The organism is Pseudoalteromonas sp. S3785 (genome assembly GCF_005887365.1).
Lineage (GTDB): Bacteria > Pseudomonadota > Gammaproteobacteria > Enterobacterales > Alteromonadaceae > Pseudoalteromonas.
Window position 1 is genome coordinate 25521 of the sequence record NZ_PNCT01000023.1, and the last position, 18450, is coordinate 43970.

At 40.3% G+C, this 18450-nt stretch carries 17 protein-coding genes and 1 pseudogene; 10 read left to right on the forward strand and 8 right to left on the reverse strand.

Annotation, left to right across the window (positions count from 1 at the left end):
• Positions 1 to 8: 8 nt before the first annotated feature.
• Positions 9 to 2069 (reverse strand): TonB-dependent receptor plug domain-containing protein, encoded by a 2061-nt coding sequence (locus CWC17_RS06340; RefSeq protein ID WP_138542375.1) that lies wholly within the window; start codon positions 2067 to 2069, stop codon positions 9 to 11.
• Positions 2070 to 2548: 479 nt separating this feature from the next.
• On the opposite strand from CWC17_RS06340, the gene CWC17_RS06345 reads away from it, so the two are divergent.
• From CWC17_RS06345 to CWC17_RS06355, 3 genes are all read left to right on the forward strand, one after another.
• Complete coding sequence (locus tag CWC17_RS06345; RefSeq protein ID WP_138542374.1) at positions 2549 to 3565, forward strand: Kelch repeat-containing protein; 1017 nt, start codon at positions 2549 to 2551, stop codon at positions 3563 to 3565.
• A complete protein-coding gene (locus CWC17_RS06350; protein WP_138542373.1) occupies positions 3562 to 4278 on the forward strand; it encodes an SIR2 family NAD-dependent protein deacylase in 717 nt (238 codons plus the stop codon). The genes CWC17_RS06345 and CWC17_RS06350 overlap by 4 nt, the downstream gene beginning before the upstream one ends.
• A gap of 121 nt (positions 4279 to 4399) precedes the next feature.
• Entirely contained in the window at positions 4400 to 5197 is a 798-nt protein-coding gene (locus tag CWC17_RS06355; RefSeq protein WP_138612375.1) for a response regulator, read from the forward strand.
• Positions 5198 to 5263: 66 nt separating this feature from the next.
• On the opposite strand, the gene CWC17_RS06360 is transcribed toward CWC17_RS06355, so the two are convergent.
• Positions 5264 to 6577 (reverse strand): M20/M25/M40 family metallo-hydrolase, encoded by a 1314-nt coding sequence (locus tag CWC17_RS06360; protein ID WP_138612376.1) that lies wholly within the window; start codon positions 6575 to 6577, stop codon positions 5264 to 5266.
• A gap of 215 nt (positions 6578 to 6792) precedes the next feature.
• Here CWC17_RS06360 and CWC17_RS06365 point away from each other — a divergent pair, with 215 nt between their 5' ends.
• Complete coding sequence (locus tag CWC17_RS06365; RefSeq protein WP_138612377.1) at positions 6793 to 7359, forward strand: GNAT family N-acetyltransferase; 567 nt, start codon at positions 6793 to 6795, stop codon at positions 7357 to 7359.
• A 195-nt stretch (positions 7360 to 7554) separates the two neighbouring features.
• A complete protein-coding gene (locus CWC17_RS06370; RefSeq protein WP_138612378.1) occupies positions 7555 to 7935 on the forward strand; it encodes a VOC family protein in 381 nt (126 codons plus the stop codon).
• An 87-nt stretch (positions 7936 to 8022) separates the two neighbouring features.
• Here the strand turns inward: CWC17_RS06370 and CWC17_RS06375 are convergent.
• Positions 8023 to 8207: pseudogene (locus CWC17_RS06375) on the reverse strand (short-chain dehydrogenase); the annotation flags it as partial.
• Between the two features lie 193 nt (positions 8208 to 8400).
• Between CWC17_RS06375 and CWC17_RS06380 the strand changes: the two are divergent.
• The 3 genes from CWC17_RS06380 (at position 8401) to CWC17_RS06390 (ending at position 9570) form a co-directional block, all read left to right on the forward strand.
• On the forward strand, positions 8401 to 8739 hold the full coding sequence (locus tag CWC17_RS06380) for a hypothetical protein (protein WP_138612379.1): 339 nt from the start codon (positions 8401 to 8403) through the stop codon (positions 8737 to 8739).
• Positions 8740 to 9059: 320 nt separating this feature from the next.
• On the forward strand, positions 9060 to 9314 hold the full coding sequence (locus CWC17_RS06385; protein WP_055016076.1) for a type II toxin-antitoxin system Phd/YefM family antitoxin: 255 nt from the start codon (positions 9060 to 9062) through the stop codon (positions 9312 to 9314).
• Positions 9307 to 9570, forward strand: a complete 264-nt coding sequence (locus tag CWC17_RS06390; RefSeq protein WP_004587014.1) for a Txe/YoeB family addiction module toxin — start codon at positions 9307 to 9309, stop codon at positions 9568 to 9570. Before CWC17_RS06385 ends, CWC17_RS06390 begins: the two co-directional genes overlap by 8 nt.
• 143 nt (positions 9571 to 9713) lie before the next feature.
• On the opposite strand, the gene CWC17_RS06395 is transcribed toward CWC17_RS06390, so the two are convergent.
• Both CWC17_RS06395 and CWC17_RS06400 read right to left on the reverse strand, forming a co-directional pair.
• Positions 9714 to 10394, reverse strand: coding sequence for an SDR family oxidoreductase (locus tag CWC17_RS06395; RefSeq protein ID WP_138612380.1), 681 nt, complete (start codon positions 10392 to 10394; stop codon positions 9714 to 9716).
• Positions 10395 to 10663: 269 nt separating this feature from the next.
• Positions 10664 to 11539, reverse strand: a complete 876-nt coding sequence (locus CWC17_RS06400) for a LysR family transcriptional regulator (protein WP_138612381.1) — start codon at positions 11537 to 11539, stop codon at positions 10664 to 10666.
• A 221-nt stretch (positions 11540 to 11760) separates the two neighbouring features.
• Here CWC17_RS06400 and CWC17_RS06405 point away from each other — a divergent pair, with 221 nt between their 5' ends.
• A complete protein-coding gene (locus CWC17_RS06405) occupies positions 11761 to 13080 on the forward strand; it encodes an alpha-amylase family glycosyl hydrolase (RefSeq protein WP_249935897.1) in 1320 nt (439 codons plus the stop codon).
• Positions 13081 to 13214: 134 nt separating this feature from the next.
• Complete coding sequence (locus tag CWC17_RS06410) at positions 13215 to 14417, forward strand: MFS transporter (protein WP_138612383.1); 1203 nt, start codon at positions 13215 to 13217, stop codon at positions 14415 to 14417.
• Between the two features lie 152 nt (positions 14418 to 14569).
• Here the strand turns inward: CWC17_RS06410 and astB are convergent, their stop codons facing one another.
• The 3 genes from astB to CWC17_RS06425 all read right to left on the reverse strand — a co-directional run bounded on the left by astB (position 14570) and on the right by CWC17_RS06425 (position 18445).
• Complete coding sequence (gene astB / locus CWC17_RS06415; protein WP_138612384.1) at positions 14570 to 15916, reverse strand: N-succinylarginine dihydrolase; 1347 nt, start codon at positions 15914 to 15916, stop codon at positions 14570 to 14572.
• 412 nt (positions 15917 to 16328) lie between these two features.
• Positions 16329 to 17432, reverse strand: a complete 1104-nt coding sequence (locus CWC17_RS06420) for an L-dopachrome tautomerase-related protein (RefSeq protein ID WP_138612385.1) — start codon at positions 17430 to 17432, stop codon at positions 16329 to 16331.
• Positions 17429 to 18445, reverse strand: coding sequence for a zinc-binding alcohol dehydrogenase family protein (locus CWC17_RS06425; RefSeq protein ID WP_138612386.1), 1017 nt, complete (start codon positions 18443 to 18445; stop codon positions 17429 to 17431). The genes CWC17_RS06420 and CWC17_RS06425 overlap by 4 nt, the downstream gene beginning before the upstream one ends.
• Positions 18446 to 18450 lie beyond the last annotated feature (5 nt).

Sequence of the window (18450 nt, forward strand, 5' to 3'; positions counted from 1 at the left end):
TGGCTCTCTTAAAATGTTGCGCTAACAGAAAACGTGACACACTCGTCTATGTAATTAGGAACCGTAAATGTTTCGCGAGTATTGCCGTATTCAATATGGGCGCCTGCAAATAAGTTTTTGCCTGATACGGCTGTGGCCCAGTTGTTGTTTATTTTCCAGCTCCATGTAAGGTCTACCGCCGTGTAGTTATCTGTATTATAGGTGCTTGAGTTTTCGGCTCTTAATGTAGCAAAAACAGTATGCTGTTCATTTAGATGATAGTTGAGTTTTGTAAATAACTGCCTGTTTATCGAGTCGTAGCCAATAGTGGGGCGCGTTGCATTAGGTAAATCATAATCTATTTTAGTGTAGCTGTAGCCAATTTCGCTGCTTAAATCGTCTATTAGTTGTATCGAAAATAACAAATCACCGCCGGTGGTGGTGGTTTCACCGAGCGAGACAAAGTCGTAGTCTAAGCTTGTTCTTTGCAATGCCGCAAACACTTGAGGTATTTGCCCTAAAAGGTAAAAATTTAATGCAGGTATAAATTGTTCTACGTGAGGGTTTAAGCTAATTACGGCAACATCATCTGCTTGCGTATTAAACGCAGAAACATCTAAAGACCAGTCAGCCTTAGATACACGGTAACCTAGCTCGTAGGAGGTATAGTTTTCAGCTTTTACTTTATCGTTACCATTTAAAAATGTGGCTATATGGTATTCATCTATTTCGGGTACGCCCGATTGCATACCAATGACGTCTGAAATTTTTTGGCCATTGACTCTAAAGTTATCATTATATTCAATCAGGGTAGGAATACGGACACTTCGAGAAATTGAGCCCCAAGCTAAGTGATCGTGATTTGGTTGATAGGTAAAACGAACTAAAGGTTGGTTTTCCCAGCCGGTTAAATCGTTATGCTCTATTTTTGTACCAACAATGAGGTTTAACGTATCAGGTATAACACTGTATTGTGCTTGTAGCATGGCACCGTATTGATAAAGATTATCCAAGTCTTTATCGCTATTAATAAAAATACTATCTTGGAAAGAAATATTATTAAAGCGATAATTTAGGCCCCAATCTACCTGTAATGCACCGGCAATAAAGTTCATTTGATAATCAATATCAATCGATTCAAAATCTTCATTTATATAGGGCTGATCGCCTTGCTGTTTAAGCCACGACATTTGCAACATTTGATTTGCATTCTCAGAAAGGCGATGCTCAATACGGGTCATTAAGCGCGTGTCGCGCCTGTCAGCGGTTGTTGGAAACTGCTGGCTACGATTCGACGAATCTAAAACGCCAGTAAGGTTTTGACCGTGCTGCGTGTGAGTATGATCCCCCTGGAAGAGTATTGACCACTCATCGCTGGGCGTAAAATCGGCTCTAAAGCCACCGGAATGTTGCTTAGTAAAGTCATTCGGTTTAATGCGACTGCCTTTTTTAGAAGGTGCAGTATTTTTAGTATTGTAATAGCCCCTGTAACTACCAATATCTGAAATATCGCCGCCACGGCGAAGGCTTATATCAGCATTAATTTGATTACCTGTAATTGCTTTAGCGTATGTGTTGCGTGTATCTATGCTGTTTTTAGTAATGATATTAATAACGCCGTTATTTGCATTATTACCCCATAACAACCCACCCTGACCTCGAATAACTTCAATGCGCTCAATGTCGTATAAGGGCACATGTAATGACTCCCAGTATACAGCGGCGAATTTCGGCGTATATAAGCTTTGCCCATCTATCATTACCAGTAATTTGCTTGAATAACGAGAAGCAACACCGCGGGCAGAAATAGCCCATTGATTGTTATCAAGCTGTCTTACGGCAAGCCCTGGCACCATTTTTAACGCCTCAGGAATAGAGGTGGCTCCCGAACTTTCAATTTGCTCTTTGCTTAGTACGTAAATAGACGAGGCTGTATTAAAGGCCGATTGTGCTCGTTTCATTGCAGAGGTGGCCTGCACATCCATTCCCATTAACGCATCAAGGTCTAAGTCATCGTCGTTTAATGGGTCTGCAACGAGCATTGGTGAAACAATAAGAATTGAGAACAACAACGTTTGAGGTACTTTCACCTAGGTTTTCTCCACACGGTTCAAAAATCAAAAACAAGGTATGTTTTTGTAAAACATTTTACGCCACAAAATATTAACATACTTTATGTCTATAAAAGTACACTTTATTATTAATTCAAAACAAATCATTTTGAATTAACTAATAAGAAAAGGGTAAACCTAAAGAATTAAGTTATTGCTTTGTTTACCTTAATATACAGCACATTTGTATAAAAAAGGTACAAGTTAAGCAATGGAATAAAGAGCGGTTGCTATGAACTCGCATTAATACAGTTTAATGATTTATTTACACTTATTAGGTAAAAACGATTTATTTATGCCATATATAGCACTTACATTAATATGCTTATTAATCGATAGTATTTGTATTGCTGTAGGTAAACCCAGTGAGATTACTTAAATAACCTGATGATTACTGGTTCATAAAGGTAAAATAAATTACCCTAAGTGCATTAGTCACTTTTATATTACTTGTTTTTATGAGCCTTCTTTTCTCTGTTGTGTTAGCAAGCCTTCCTGCTTTACCCGAACCCGTTGCAAACAATGCCGTAGCTAAGGTTACAGTACAAAACCAACGCTACTTTTTAAGTTTTATGGGGCTGGGTAAAAGCAAACAGCATACCGATGTACACAACAAGGTGTTTTCACTTAAATTAGGTGAGAGTGCATGGCAGCAGCAAGCAAGCGTACCTTCAAGCTTACCCTTAAAAGGGCGTTTAGCGAGTACTGCTGTGGGCTTAGGTGAATACGCTTATATATTTGGTGGTTATACGGTAGATAGCGATCATACTGAAATTTCAAGCCCCGATGTTTACCGCTTTGATATAAAAAGCAATACATACAAACACCTTGCAAGTATGCCAGTACCAGTTGATGACAGCGTAGCGCTAAGTTACAAAGAGCGCTACATATACCTTATTAGCGGTTGGCATAACGATGGCAATGTAAATTTAGTACAAGTATACGATACCCAAACTGACACATGGCAACAGGCCTCACCGTTTTTAGGAGAACCTGTTTTTGGCCAAGCAGCAGCCATTAGTGGTAATACTATAGTTATTTGCGATGGGGTTAAAACCCAGGCTAACCCAGATTCACGTCGCTCGTTTGCAGGCGTTGCGCAGTGTTTAAAAGGCACTATTAATGCAAGCAATCCGCTAAAAATAGATTGGCGTACTTTGCCACACCCTACAGGTGAGTCGCATTACCGTATGGCTGCGACTAGTTACAATGGCAATATTTACATGCTGGGTGGCTCTAATAACCCGTATAACTACAACGGTATTGGTTACAATAAAAAGCCCGCTCCGGCGAGCAGCCATGTGTGGCGTTTTAATATAAAGCAAAACTCGTGGCAAGTATTACCTAATGTAGCTGTTGGCAGTATGGATCACCGTGGCTTACTTGAGCACAATGGGTTTTTATATCGTATTGGCGGAATGAACAACCAACAGCAAGTAATAAGTGATGTATTAGGGTACGAGGTAACACAGTGAATACGCTTTATATTACCGGCGCAGGGGTAAGCGCAGCCAGTGGCATACCTACATTTAGAGGGGAAGATGGCTTTTGGACTATAGGCAGTAAAAATTATACCCCCATGGAAATGGCCACGCGAGCTATGTATCAAAATAATCCACGCGAGTTTTTAGCTTGGTATTACAACCGTTTTGCAGCCTATCGGAATCACGGCCCTAATGACGTTCACCATTGGCTTAGCGATAAAAATTTAATTACCCAAAATATAGATGGCCTTGATGGCAAAGCAGGTAACAAAAATTACATTGCTATACACGGCAGGCTCGATCAAATGACATTATTTCATGAGCAAGGCGAAGCAGTTAAACCGCTTATGACCCCGTGGGATAGCGTAGACGAAAGCCGCCTGCATGACTCTCTTTTTGAGCTATTTAATATTCAAAACCAAATGCCTGAGCTAAATCATTCATTTAAGCCCTTTGTTTTGTTATTTGATGAATACTACACCGAGCTTTACAGAATAACAGAAGCGCAGCAGCGTATGCTCAATGCCGATAAAATTGTATTTATGGGCACTTCATTTAGTGTCAATATCACGCAAATGGCAATTGAAATTGCACGAAATTACGATATACCCGTTGAAGTAGTTGACCCTGAACCTGCACATATTTTGCACGCTAACGTCACGTATAAAAAAATGAATGCGTTAGATTACATTCAATCTAATTAATAAGTGCTATATTTTAAGGGGATTGCTAATGTTTTCTCAAATATTACAATCTCTTTATATAATATTAACGAGTCAATAATGTTATTATTATCCTGATTATAACAATACCAAAGAGACTTGAATGAGCGACTTAACTGCAATAGCAAATTTGTCCATTTTACTTGTAGAACCTTCAGAGGTTCAGCAAAAAATAATAATAAAATCGCTTGTAGAAAGTGGGGTTAAGCAAGTTGTAACAGCGGCTACTCAAGAACAAGTTCTATCGATGCTTGAAAGCTACCACCCAGATTTAGTGATTAGTTCAATGTACTTATCTGACGGTACAGCCGACTCATTGTTGCAAAAAATAAGACTTAATCCTGCCACAGAGCATCAACCTTTTATGCTTATATCGAGCGAGCGTAATAAAAAATACCTTGAGCAATTACGCCAATCGGGCGTGTTGGCTATTTTACCTAAGCCTTTTAGCGCAAAAGCCATTACTCGCGCACTTAAAGCAACCCTCGATATAATAAGCGAAGAAGAAGTAGAGCTTGAACTTTTTGATGTAACGCTACTTCGTGTGCTTGTAGTAGATGACAGCCGCTTTGCACGTAAACACATCATACGCGTACTTGCTGGCATGGGTATTCCTGAGCCAGTAGAAGCCGAAAACGGTAAAGAAGCAATCGAGCACCTTAGCGAGCAGTCGTTTGATTTAATTGTTACCGACTACAACATGCCAGAAATGGACGGCCGCGAACTAACGGAAACAGTGCGTGGCTCAAACGCTTACTCGCATATTCCTATTTTAATGGTGAGCTCAGAGGCAAATGACACCCACCTAGCTAATATTGCCCAAGCGGGTGTTGATGCTATTTGTGATAAGCCGTTTGAACCCGCCACAGTGCGAGAATTACTGTATAAAATAATGTCGTGATTAACATTTTTTAATAAATGTATTTTAAAACGAGTGCAAAAGTAACAGCACTCGTTTTAAACATTTTTACATCTGCCCTAATCTGTATATAAGCAGCGCTGTTTTAGCTGTGTTTTTATTCAGAGAGGTTAAATCGGCGGTTTCGTTTTTAGTATGTGCGCCACTGCCCATTAGGCCAAGGCCATCAAGCGCCATATCAACATGATTTGCAGCAAACGAAATATCAGCAGCGCCGGCATTACGAGGGTTTGCAGCCACCACTTTGTTATAACCTAAGTCTTGGCTTGCTTGGCTATACAGTGCAAGCAGCTTTTTATTGCCCTCGGTGAGCCCCATTGGTGGGTAACCGTCTTCAAAAATAAGCTCGGCTTGGCTGCCATTTAAGCTTTTAGTCACTATTTGTTGCATCACTTTTTTAGCGCCCTCTACCTGCTTTGGCGAAAGCGCACGTAAATCACCCGCCACATGCACGGTTTGTGCAATTACATTACTTTTACCATATGCCGTGGCTGACGAGTTAGCACTGTCGTACTGTGCATCAGTGCCGCCTACAATAAGCCCAGGGTTAAAGGTTAAATTAGGTTGCGTGGCAAGTTGCACTCTAAAGTTATTTAAAATACGCGACGCCTCGTAAATAGCGCCATAGCCCACATTGTCACTAAATATTTGCGACGAATGTGCAGCATTGGCCGTTACATTTAGCGTCCAGCCGGTATAGCCACGGCGCGCCGCCATAGCGGTTTTAATATTGTTATCACCGTTCTCAAAACCAAGCGCTACGTCAGCCCAAGTTGCGCCATCAACAATAGCTTGCTTAGATAAGCTAAGTGGGCGACCGCTGCTTTCCTCATCGCCGGTAAGCAGTACTTTTATGCTTACGTTTTCAAGCAAATTAAGGGCTTGTAAGCTTTTAAGCGCGGTAATTATTATAGTGTTGCCGCCTTTCATATCGGCTACCCCTGGGCCGCTCGCGGTGTGTTCATCAATTTGTTTATAGGTCGTAAAGTTATCGTGTTTGGCAAACACCGTATCAAGATGGCCGATCATCAGTATTTTTATTGCATCGGGGTTTTTACTCACATGAGTTGCTAACACATGCCCTGCACGATTAAACGCGCTGCCATCTAACCACTCAACCTTAAAACCAATCGCTTTTAATTGCTCGCTTGCCAGCGCGCCTACCTTTTTTACGCCTTCAATATTCAGTGAGCCGCTATTAATGTTTACCGCTTGTTTTATTTCTTTAAGCGCTTGAGGAATATTTTGCTCAACCTGCTTTACTATTTCACGCTCATTTTTATTAAGCGCCGCGTGGCTTGTAAGCGGTAGGGTACTCGCAAGGGTAAATATAAGTGCTTGGCTAAATTTTAAAAGTGACATAACAGCCTAATAATTGAAAAATAGTTCAGCTAATATGAAATAAAAATACTGAGGTTTCAATAGGCATGGTTTATGACTTTTATAAAAAATAATGAGTTACAAGGTTAAGGGTTAATGGATGTATGCGTTATAAAATTAAAGAAATTAAATATGACACCCACTTTAACAGATTAAATAAAGTGGGTGTCATATTAATTATAAGGACTTGATTAAATTTGCTAGAAACTAAAAGACTTTTACTTCGCCCATTAACTAGTAACGATATTAAACCTTTATCGCTAATTTTATCTGATCCTGAGGTTATGTTGTATTCTTTAAATGGCGTTATGGATGAAATCGCAACATCAAATTTTGTCCAATGGTGTCAAAAAAGCTATGAAGAATATGACTTCGGGCCTTGGGCAATAATTGATAAAAATAATAACAAGTTGCTTGGTTTTTCAGGCCTTAATAAAGAAACATATAATGATAAGCTAGTCGTTAATTTAGGATATAGACTTGGCAGAGAGCATTGGAATAAAGGCTATGCCACTGAAGCTGTTTGTGCAGTTCTAGAATATGCTTTCACTAACTTAAATATTCCAGAAATAATTGCGATTGTGGAGCCTGAAAATACGGGATCAATTAGTGTTGTCGAGAAGCTTGGGTTTGGTGTGTTTGAGCTGGGCCAATATCACAAAAAGGCAGTTAAACAGTACACCTTAACCATAAAACAGTGGCGATGCTTTAGTAACTCATTGGATCAGACGCTTTACTATTGCAGCGCTTATGGTGTCAGGTAGGCAGCCGTCATATCCTAATGGAGAGTACGTTGTAGTGAGTGATCCATAATAAAACCCATTAACCTATTAACCACTTATAGTGTTCACTTTGATAGGCTAAGCTTCAGGCTTTTGTTTGTATAAAAGCAAAATATTACATGGCAGTGCCTAAACAACTGGCATACTTGCCACCTTTAATTTTTACAGGGAAGTTCAATGAACTTAAATCAAATTACATTACCCGTTACAGATATGGAAATTTCGACTAAATTTTATCGCGACTTAGGTTTTACTCAAATTGTAAATACCCCGCATTATGCTCGCTTTGAATGCCCGGATGGGGATTCAACTTTCTCATTGTCTTTAGATCGAGGTGAGTTTGATTGTGGCACGGTAATATATTTTGAACATGAACAATTAGATGAACTGGTTGAGGCTTTAAAAGTTAAAGGTTTTGTGTTTATACAAGAACCTACAGACCAGAGTTATTTATGGCGAGAGGCCGTACTGCATGATCCGTCAGGTCATAAAATTAAGCTATATTGGGCGGGTGTTAATAGAGTTAATCCACCTTGGCGTGTAGAAGTAAGCAGCTAATCTGATCTTTAATTATGCAGTGTTCAACTTTACGCTATTAAAATCTAACCTAAAAATACAAATAACCGTCAGGTTTAACACCATTGACATTAAATAAATCTCGCGCACGTTGTTACGCTGGTTTGCTTCTATTGCAAACAATACCGCGTCGGCTACATCTTGCGGGTCGGGTTTGTCAGGTTTAGCTTCATCAACAAATGGGGGTTTACCATACCTGGCGCTATGATGGTACAGCGGCCATTCCACTCGCTCATTTCCTCAGCTAAGTTTTGGGCACTTAAACAAAATATAAGCAAACTAGACACCTATTTTAATTTCCTCCTGCATTTAGGTAAGGCGAAGCTAACTAATTGTATACATTTGAATATTTTTTGGTCATAGTAAGTTTTTGTAATATTTAAATATTTTTGTTTTGTAATACGGCAAATGTCGTAGACTAGATTTTAACAGTTCAAGGAGTAGTGTATGGAATGGTTTTTATTAATTTGCTTTTTTGTTTGCGTAACATCTTTGTATTTTAGTTATGGGTCTAGGCATTATAATCCCGAAAAAGTGTTGGTAGACATGGGGGAGCAAGTGTTCATTTCTCACCTCCCCGTTGCTAGATTTAATAAAAAGTACGGGAAAACTATTCCTAAGTCTTCGGTTACTAAAATCCAGTTAGCTGGTAATTATGTTAGTTTTTTCAATGCGAGTGATAATGCTGTTGATATTTGGACACCAAGCGATCGTTTAGCGAAGCCCATTTTTGAGTATGCAAGAGAGATTTTTAAAGATGCAGACGTTGTTGTTATAAACTGCTAACAATCATATTAATTTTGAGCTAGTTCATATTAAGCTGCGCACAAGGATAATAGCACGTGCACATTGCAGCCGGCTCGAATTTTAGATCGTATGTCTGTACGCCTCACTTAGATAATATACTAATAAACTAGACAGCCATCTTAAATTTTCATTCTATCCAGCAGCTGGGCTAGTTAATATAGAGTGCCTTTGTTTTAGCCCGTATGTCTGTGCGCTTTATTTAGAAATTTGCTACCACGACAAAGTAATGCACAGCATCCTGTACATGTAATAATTTTCCAGCTAAACTTGTCCTATATAATGTACAAGTGAGGTGCGAAATGAGAATAGTCTCTTTTACCGAAGCCCGAAATAGTCTAAAAACCGTTTTGGATAATGTAATTAATGATGCAGATACGACAGTAATAACTCGTCGTGACACTGAAGATGCGGTTGTAATGTCATTAGATTACTACAACAGCCTTATGGAAACTGTTCATTTACTTCGCTCTCCAGCGAACGCTGAACATTTAAACCGTTCAATTGCGCAGTATAAAGCGGGCAAAACGACTCCACGAGAACTTATTGATGAGTAACAGGTTATTATCATGGACTGATGAAGCTTGGAATAGTTACGTCTACTGGCAGACTCAAGATAAGAAAACCTTGAAACGTATAAATAAGCTAATTGTCGATGTTAAGCGTTCTCCATTTGATGGGATTGGAAAACCGGAACCCCTTAAAGAAAATCTTTCAGGCTTTTGGTCTCGCAGAATAGATGATACAAATCGTTTGGTATATGCCGTGGATGATACAGCAATTACAGTTATCTCGTGCCGTTACCATTACTAAATAAACAAGATAAATAAACACGCAAATAAACAAGACACCCATCTTAAATTCTTCATTCTATCCAGCCAGTATTTAGAATTAGCAACCATCAGGTTTAATGTCATTGGCATTAAACCTGACAGCTCAAACTCAACCAATCAACGTTAGTTAGTTGGCATTAAATAAATCTCGCGTACGTTGTTGCGCTGGTTTGCTTCTATGGCAAACAGTACGGCATCGGCTACATCTTGCGGGTCGAGTTTGTCGGGCTTAGCTTCATCAAAAAATGGGGTGTTTACCATGCCAGGGGCTATGGTTGTGCAGCGGCCATTCCACTCGCTCATTTCCTCAGCTAAGTTTTGGCCAAACCCGTAAGCAAACCATTTAGTTGCACCATAAATAGAGCCTTTAATTGGCTTACGGCCAGCAGCTGAGCTGGTTAATATAAAATGACCTTTGTTTTGGCGTAAATGGGGCAAGGTTGCTTTTGCGGTCCAAAGTAGGGCTTTAATGTTTATGTCTATCATGGTTGACCATTCATCGGGGTCGCCTTTTTCGGTGCCTGCGGTTGAAACGCCCATACCTGCATTGGCAAATGCGGCATCTAGTCGGCCAAATTTTTCGAGCCCTTTTGTTACTACATTTTCAAGCTCGGTAAAGTCGGTGGCATCTGCAGGTACACTCAGTGCGTTATCTTCACCTAATGACTCAACTAGTTTAGCTAATTTATCTTCACTTCTGGCGGTAAGAATGACTTTGTGACCGTTATTAACCAATGTTTTGGCCGTTGCTTCACCAATGCCACTTGAGGCACCTGTAATGAGGACTACTTTTTCTTTCGCCATGATTATTTCTCCTATGTTTACATATTCAAAATGATAAGAACGCTTTATCTAATACGTGCTGTTCACTGTAACAGTACTGGGTTAACAGGGGTTGAATGAAGAGGCTGTTTATATTTTTAGGTTGAATTTTCAGCGCTCACTATTAGGGGGCTTTAGGCATAAAGTTGCTTAATTTAAAAATGGTGACACTTTTTAATTAGCTGATTTTTAATCGTTTTTACCTAGTGTGGTATATAAAAGATCACCTAGCGACTTATATACATACTAGGTTAAATTAACTCGGTTGCTTCAATAATAGCGTCAATAACGCACTTTATACGTTTGGGTCGGCTGCTTATTTGAGGGTATAAAATATATACATCTTTTGTCTCTATTTGGTAGCTATTAAACAAACTGACTAGAGTCCCTTTTTCTAGCTCTTTTTGCACCATATAACGAGGTAAACGCGCTATACCTTTATGTGCTAGGCACGCTTTTTTTAACACCTCGTTGTCTGATGACATTAATTTACCTTGTAACTGAATATTTATAGCTAATTGCTCTTTATAAAATGTCCATTCTCTCCAATGCGAGAGTACTAAGCATGGAAAGTCTATTAACTGCTCAGGTGTAACAGGGGAGTTATTTAGTGCAATAAACTCGGGTGAAGCACAGCATACGTATTTTACTTGGCCTATTTTTTTGGCAATCATATCTTCAGGTGGGGCGTTACATATTCTGACTGCAAAATCGTAATCATCAGCAATTAGGTTGTGAGTAGGGTTTCCGGTGTCAAGACAAATAGAAAGGCCGTTATGCTTATTCATAACGTCAGATAAAATAGGCCATAAGCTATATTGAGCAAGCCCTACGGGCGCTGTACATTTTACTTCACCTGCTATTGAGTCTTCGTTGTTATTTAACAACGTTTGAGTATCGGACCAAAACCGGGTTAATTTACTCGATTGTTCAAAAAGAACTTCTCCAGCAGATGTTAGTCGCATAGTGCGCGTATTTCTCACTAATAGTTGTTTTTCTAGCTGGGCTTCTAGTTGCTTTATTTGTTTTGATAAATACCCCTTCGAAACGCCTAAACTAAGCGCTGCTTTTGAGTAACTACCTTGCTTAACTACTTCAGCAAATAGGCGTACATCATCTAATTTCATAATAGTGCTTATGTGGTTTATATAAAAACATTATCAGTTATTGTTTTTATATGTAAACAGTGATTTTGTTTTTAGGCGGTTGTTCTCGTTTTTAAATACTCGACAATAGTGCCACTTTTACTCAACAGAGATCATTAATGGTACTTAAAAATATAATATTAAATAAAGCGTATGCTTTTACTTTTTTTGTTTCGTTGCTATTTTTAAACGGATGCAATACCGTGCAACCGCAAGATAAATTGCATACTTATGAACCCCAACCGTATGTAGAGTTAACTCATCCTCAGTGGAGTAAAAATGCCACTATTTATGAGGTTAACATTCGTCAGTATACGCCCGAAGGTACTTTTAACGCGTTTGCCTCGCACTTACCTCGATTAAAAGACTTAGGCGTAGATATACTGTGGTTAATGCCAATTCAACCCATAGGTGAAAAAAATCGCAAAGGTGAACGAGGCAGTTACTACGCTGTAAAGGATTACCAAGCCGTTAACCCAGAGTTTGGCACTATGGATGAGTTTAAGTCGCTAGTTGAGCAAGCACATGAACTTGGCATGTACGTCATACTTGATTGGGTGGCTAATCATTCTGCGTGGGATAACCCCCTCACAATAAGCAACCCCGAGTGGTACACAAAAGATCACAACGGAAGTTTTCAGCCTACCCCATGGTGGGATTGGACCGATATTATTGATTTTGATTACGAAAACCCACAGCTGCGCAAATACATGACTGACTCATTAATTTATTGGGTTAAAGAAGCAAACATTGATGGTTATCGTGCAGACGTGGCTGGGTTTATTCCTACCAACTTTTGGGACACTGTTCGCTTTGAGCTCGATAAAATAAAACCTGTTTTTATGCTTGCAGAATGGGATGCAAGAGATTTACATAAAAAAGCGTTTGATATGACCTATGCATGGGAGCTTCACGATACATTAGTAGATGTAAATAAAGGGAATGGCGATGCATCAACAGTGTATTCTCACTTTGCGCATGCGTTAAGTGCTTGGCCTGATAATGCTATTAAAATGAACTTTGTTGATAACCACGATAAAAATTCGTGGGAGGAGTCTATGTTTGCGCGCCATGGCAAATACTTAAATGCGGGTATTGTATTAACAGTAACAGCAGAGGGAATGCCACTTATTTACAGTGGCCAAGAAGCTGGGTTGGACAGGCCACTGGCATTTTTTGAAAAAGATGAGATCACTTGGAAGGCGCACCCGGTGGGTGATTTATACAAACAATTATTTAAACTAAAGCATAAAAATCAGGCGCTTTGGAACGGTAATTGGGGTGGTAAAATGATTCCTGTGCCTAATAACAACAGTAAGGCTATTTTTTCTTTTGCTCGCCAAAAAGCTGAAGACAAAGTATTTGTAGTCATTAATTTTTCAGATAAAGCGCAAAGTGTCTCTTTTAATGAAACAATTCAATTAGGTGAATACACCGAATATTTTTCAAATAAGGCCACAGTTATAAATGCAGACACTCAGCTATCTGTACCTGCTTATGGCTATAAGGTATTTGTAAAATAAGCGTGCAGTTTTAAAAATTTTTTTATAACTGACGCCACCCGTTTTCCACTTTAAATAGCCATACTACGACCGCAATTGCGCATGGTTAGAGTTTGGCTATTCGCTATTTTAAAATCAAAGTTGAGGGATCTTCTATGAGTGCAGATGTTGCATCGGCATCTAATCAGTTAAACAAAGCGGCTATTTTATTAGTGTTAGCACTAGGTACATTTATTTTAGGATTATCAGAGTTTTCAATGATGCCTATGCTGCCGCTGATCAGTGAAACGTTTGGCTCAACCCCTTCGCAAAGTGGCTATGCTATTAGCGCCTATGCGATTGGCGTTGTAGTTGGCGCACCGGTATTAATGCTTACAACGGCCAACATGCGAAAACGCAAAGCTTTGCTGATTTTTTTAAGCTTAATGTGTATTGCTAATGGTTTGAGTGCATTAGCAACCTCACTAGAGCAGCTTGTTGTTTTTCGTTTTTTAAGTGGCTTACCTCACGGCGCCTATTTTGGTGCTGCTATTTTGCTTGCCTCCGATATCGCTCCTTCGGGTAAACGGGCAAGCTTTATGTCAAAAGTATTTATGGGCTTGACCATTGCAACCATTGTTGGCGTGCCTATTATTACCTTGGTGGGGCAAAACCTAAGCTGGCGGTATTGCTTAGGGGGCGCTGCCGTTTTAGCGTTTATTGCGTTTATATTTGTATACAAAGTAGTGCCAAATATTGATAACGCAAAACCATCTAACTTACTTAACGAGTTTGGCGTACTAAAAAATAAACTGGTGTGGTCTATTTTAGGGATTGTTATTATTGGCTTTGGTGGCGTTTTTTGTATTTATACATACATTGCCGACACAATTTTAGATGTAACTAAAACAGCCCCTTACACTATTTTTATCGCCATGGTGATGTTTGGTATTGGCTGTACGTTAGGTAATTACCTATTAGGTAAAGCGGCTGATAAATCTGCCATTAAAACCACCGGCCTTGCACTGGTGTGCACCATTGTATTTGCCATTGCCTACGTTAGCGCAAGTTACAATATTTGGTTGCTGTATACGGTTATATTTTTAATTGGTTGCAGTGTGGGTTTGGCAACACTTATTCAATCTTTATTAATGGATGTCGCCCCAGAGGGCCATGCAATGATAGGTGCATTAGTACAATGCGCATTTAACACCGCAAATGCTATTGGCCCTTGGGTTGGCGGGGCTGTCATCGCACAAGGTGCAGCACCTAATCAAACGGGTTATGTTGCAGCTGCGTTGTTTTTAGGCGGCTTGGTAATGTGGTTTTTAAGCTACTTGCAATTAAACCGGCAGCAAGCAACAGTACAAACGTGTTGAATATACGCTGGTATTGACGAACTTATCGTACTGTTTAACGGTAAAGCGCGTGGCTGATGTTAAAAAAGGTGCTTAAATATGTATTAGCATAAGCCAAATAAAAATAGCGAGCTTCGGCTCGCTATTTTTGCATTAGTTTTACTGACGAGGTATTAACCTTCTAATTGAAAGTCGTACACTGAACCTAAATTAAGCAGTTGGGTTAGTTCATCCAGTGCTTGGTAGCTTTCTGTAAGTAGGGCTGAATCGGCAAAGTCGCTTGCGCCTAGCTTATCGCGGTAGTTACGCTTTGCCCAGTCACAAAGCTGAGTGTATTTAGTATCGGTTAAAATAACCTCAGGGTTTACTGCGCTTAGCTCTTGTTGGTTAAGGGCTACACGTAAACGTAAGCAGGCAGGGCCGCCTCCATTTTGCATACTTTGGCGCAAGTCAAAAAACTGCACTTGGTTTACTGGGTTATCCGCTAAAATCATTTCTTCAATGTAGGCGTTTACAGCGCTATTACGTTGGCACTCTTGTGGCGCGACTAATAGCATTGAGCCATCTTCTAGGCTTACTAATTGGCTATTAAATAAGTAACTGCTTACTGCATCGCTAATGCTTACTTTATCGGTAGGTACTTCAATTATGTATAGCTGTTTGCTGCCGGTGTAGGCATCGCGAATTTCTTGCAGGGCATCTTGTTGGTTTAAAAATGCTTGCTGGTGGCAAAGCAGTACGTTTGCGTTACCTACTGCAATTACATCGTTATGAAACACGCCTTGATCTATAACATCTGGCTTTTGCTGCAGTAAAATTTGGCTCGATTCTTTTAAATTATGTAATCGGCAAATGGCTTCTGAGGCTTCTAGTGTTTGCCTTGCAGGAAACTTAGCCGGTTTTGGTAGTTGGCTGTTAAAGGCACTTGCACCAAATACAAACATTTCTAGGCCTTGCTCGCCGTGGCTGTCGCAAAGTCGGGTATGGTTAGCCGCGCCTTCGTCGCCAAAAAAGCCCTGATCGGGTAAATGCGTGTGGTGTGCAAAATAGCTATCGTTATTAAACATGGCTTTTAGTAAGCGGGTAGTTGTAGCAGGCTCGAGTGAGCGGTGAAACTTATTGTTTAAATTAGCTGAGGTAAAATGCACTTTGCCATCGAGGGTATCTGGCGAAGGTGAAACAGTAGCTGCATTGGCGGTCCACATTGCAGAGGCCGAATAACACGCGCGCAATAAAATTGGGTCTGCTTTAAATGCTTTATGAATAACTTGCGAGTCGTTGCCGGTAAAACCTAAGCGACGTAGTACGTTTAAATCGGGGCGTGCGTGGGGCGCAAACACACCTTGTGTTAGGCCTTTGTCGTGCATGGCTTTCATTTTTTCAAGGCCCTGTAACACTGCTTCTTGAGGGTTTGAAAAACTTGCCGCATTATTTAACGAGGCAACGTTACCATACGATAAACCCGCATAGTTGTGAGTAGGGCCAACTAAGCCATCAAAATTTACTTCTAAGGCGTGCATACACGTTCCAATCATATTGTTTTTAGTTACTTAACAATACAACGCAATGGCCGCGCTTGCAAAGCCTATAAATACGAAATTTATCGGCTGTAAACTCGCTCTTTGTCGCACGTGGTATGGGTATTACTCGGATCGTTTACCTGCCATACGCTAATGTCTAAACGCCATAGAAGGTAAAGGGTGTGGTATAGGTTAGCCATGGTATTTTCCTTGAAAGTTTCACTGAACACATTTTTACTTTGAAAGAATTATGCCAACTGTTAATTGAATATTTTATGAATACAAATCAGGTATTTATTAAAACACTAAAAATAACATTTGAGCGCTTAGCACCATGCTGGGGCTAAAAGGCTTAAAAGTTGCACCAAAAAGCCACGCAGCGGGTGCGTGGCGTATGGTTTATACGCTGTATTTAGCGCCCTACTTTACCCTTTACTAGCGGGTCGAACGACAGCACACTAAATTTCCCTTGGCTGGCATTTTTACCGTCATTTAATACTGGCGAGCGATGTAGCTCATCTACGGTAAAATATATTTTATGATCGGCGCCATAACTAAAGCCATCTGGCCAGCTTAAGCGCTCGTCTTTAAATAATACCTGGTATTTACCACTTGGTTTTACTACGCCAATTGCGCCGTTGGTTATGTCGGTAACATACACATTGCCGCCGCCATCAACAATAATACCATCTGAAATGGGTTTAGTGCCGTAACGCGTTACTTTACTCTCAAGGGTGCTTGCACTCAGGCTTTTATTGTTAATATCGCTGGTGGCAATACGGTAAACCGACGTGCCAGACATAGAGCCAAAGTAAAGCCACTGTTCGCTTGGGTCGAGTGTGATTGGGTTTACGCCTAAACGAGCTGGTTGGCCGCCTAGTTTCATGGTGCGCCCTTCAATGACCATATCGATGTTTTCGGCTGTGGTGTATGGGCTATTTTGTAATACTCTGCGCGCCTCACCTGTTTTTAAATTTACGGTAATAATAGCGGCTTGGCTGCCTTGTGCGGTATCGGCGATGTATACAACACCGTGTTTATTATCGATGACTAAATCGTTTAAAAACGAGGTGTCGGTAATGGTGGGTTTAGCTAAGTAAATTATTTTATGCAGCTGCTCTTTATTGGTATCCCATCCTACTAAACGCCCAGCATGATCAGGGCCTGATGTATCAAGCATCCATAACACGCCATCGGCTGATACATTTATGCCAAGTACATCGTAAAAGCCTTTGCCGTTTTTATACGCGTATGCCCATTCTTCATTAGGGTAGGGCTTGGTGGTGCCATCACTTAATAGCTCCATAATTTTTTGTTTTTGGCCGTAAAAACCATGCACCGATAAAAACTTACGACCCGATGGCGTAATAGCAATGTTACCCGGTGGGTGCTGAGCGTCGAATGTGGCGACTGTGTTTAAATTGGTGTTAGTATTTTGGGTATTAGCAAATGTGCTGCTGGTTAAAAACACGGTGCTGCAGGCTGCTGCTAAAAGTATTTTTTTAATTTGATTCATGCTTCAAAGCCTTCTAAAACAAGTTTACCGCGTGATGTGTGCGATTCTAAAATTTGGTGCGCTTTATATAAATTAGCGGCGTTTATTGGGCCTAAATTTTGCCCAAGCGTGGTTTTAAGTATACCTGAATCTATAAGCTCACTAATTTCATTAAGTAAGTTGTGCTGCGCTGTTATATCAGCTGTAGTAAATAGCGAGCGGGTAAACATAAACTCCCAATGCACCGATATACACTTACGCTTAAATTTTAAAATATCGAACGATGCAGGGTCGTCTATTAGCGCAAATTTACCTTGAGGTTTAATACACTCCACTATTTGGTCTTGGTATTGGTCGGTATGGGTTAAGCCAATAACGTAATCAAACTCAGCTAAACCCAGTTCTTTGCGCTGCTCGTTTAAGTTTTTAGAATGATCGAGTACATGATCGACGCCTAACTTTTTAAGCCAGGTTACGCTTTGCTCGCGTGATGCAGTACCTACTACGTTTAGCCCAGTAAGCTGTTTGGCAAGCTGTATTAAAATAGAGCCAACGCCACCAGCGGCGCCAATAACTAAAATAGATTGCTGAGTATTTTTCTTATTTTTAGGCACTTGCAGGCGATCAAACAGCATTTCGTAGGCGGTAATACTAGTTAGTGGCAGCGCTGCGGCTTGTGCGTCGGTTAATGTTTTAGGCGCACGCCCTACAATACGCTCGTCAACTAATTGAAATTGCGCATTACTGCCTTGGCGCGATAAATCGCCGGCGTAAAATACGCGATCCCCCACATTAAATAACGAAACCGACTCGCCAACGGCTTTTACTATGCCTACGCCGTCCCAACCTAATACCTTGTAGCCTTGCTCTGGCGCTACATTGGCACGTATTTTTGTATCTACAGGATTTACCGAAATAGCATTTACTTCAATAAGTAAGTCGTGCCCGGTGGCGGTTGGGGTATCAAGTTCAATAGCTTGTATAGAGCTTGCTGTAAGCGTTTTAGTGTTTTTTGTGTAGCCAAATGCTTTCATGCGCG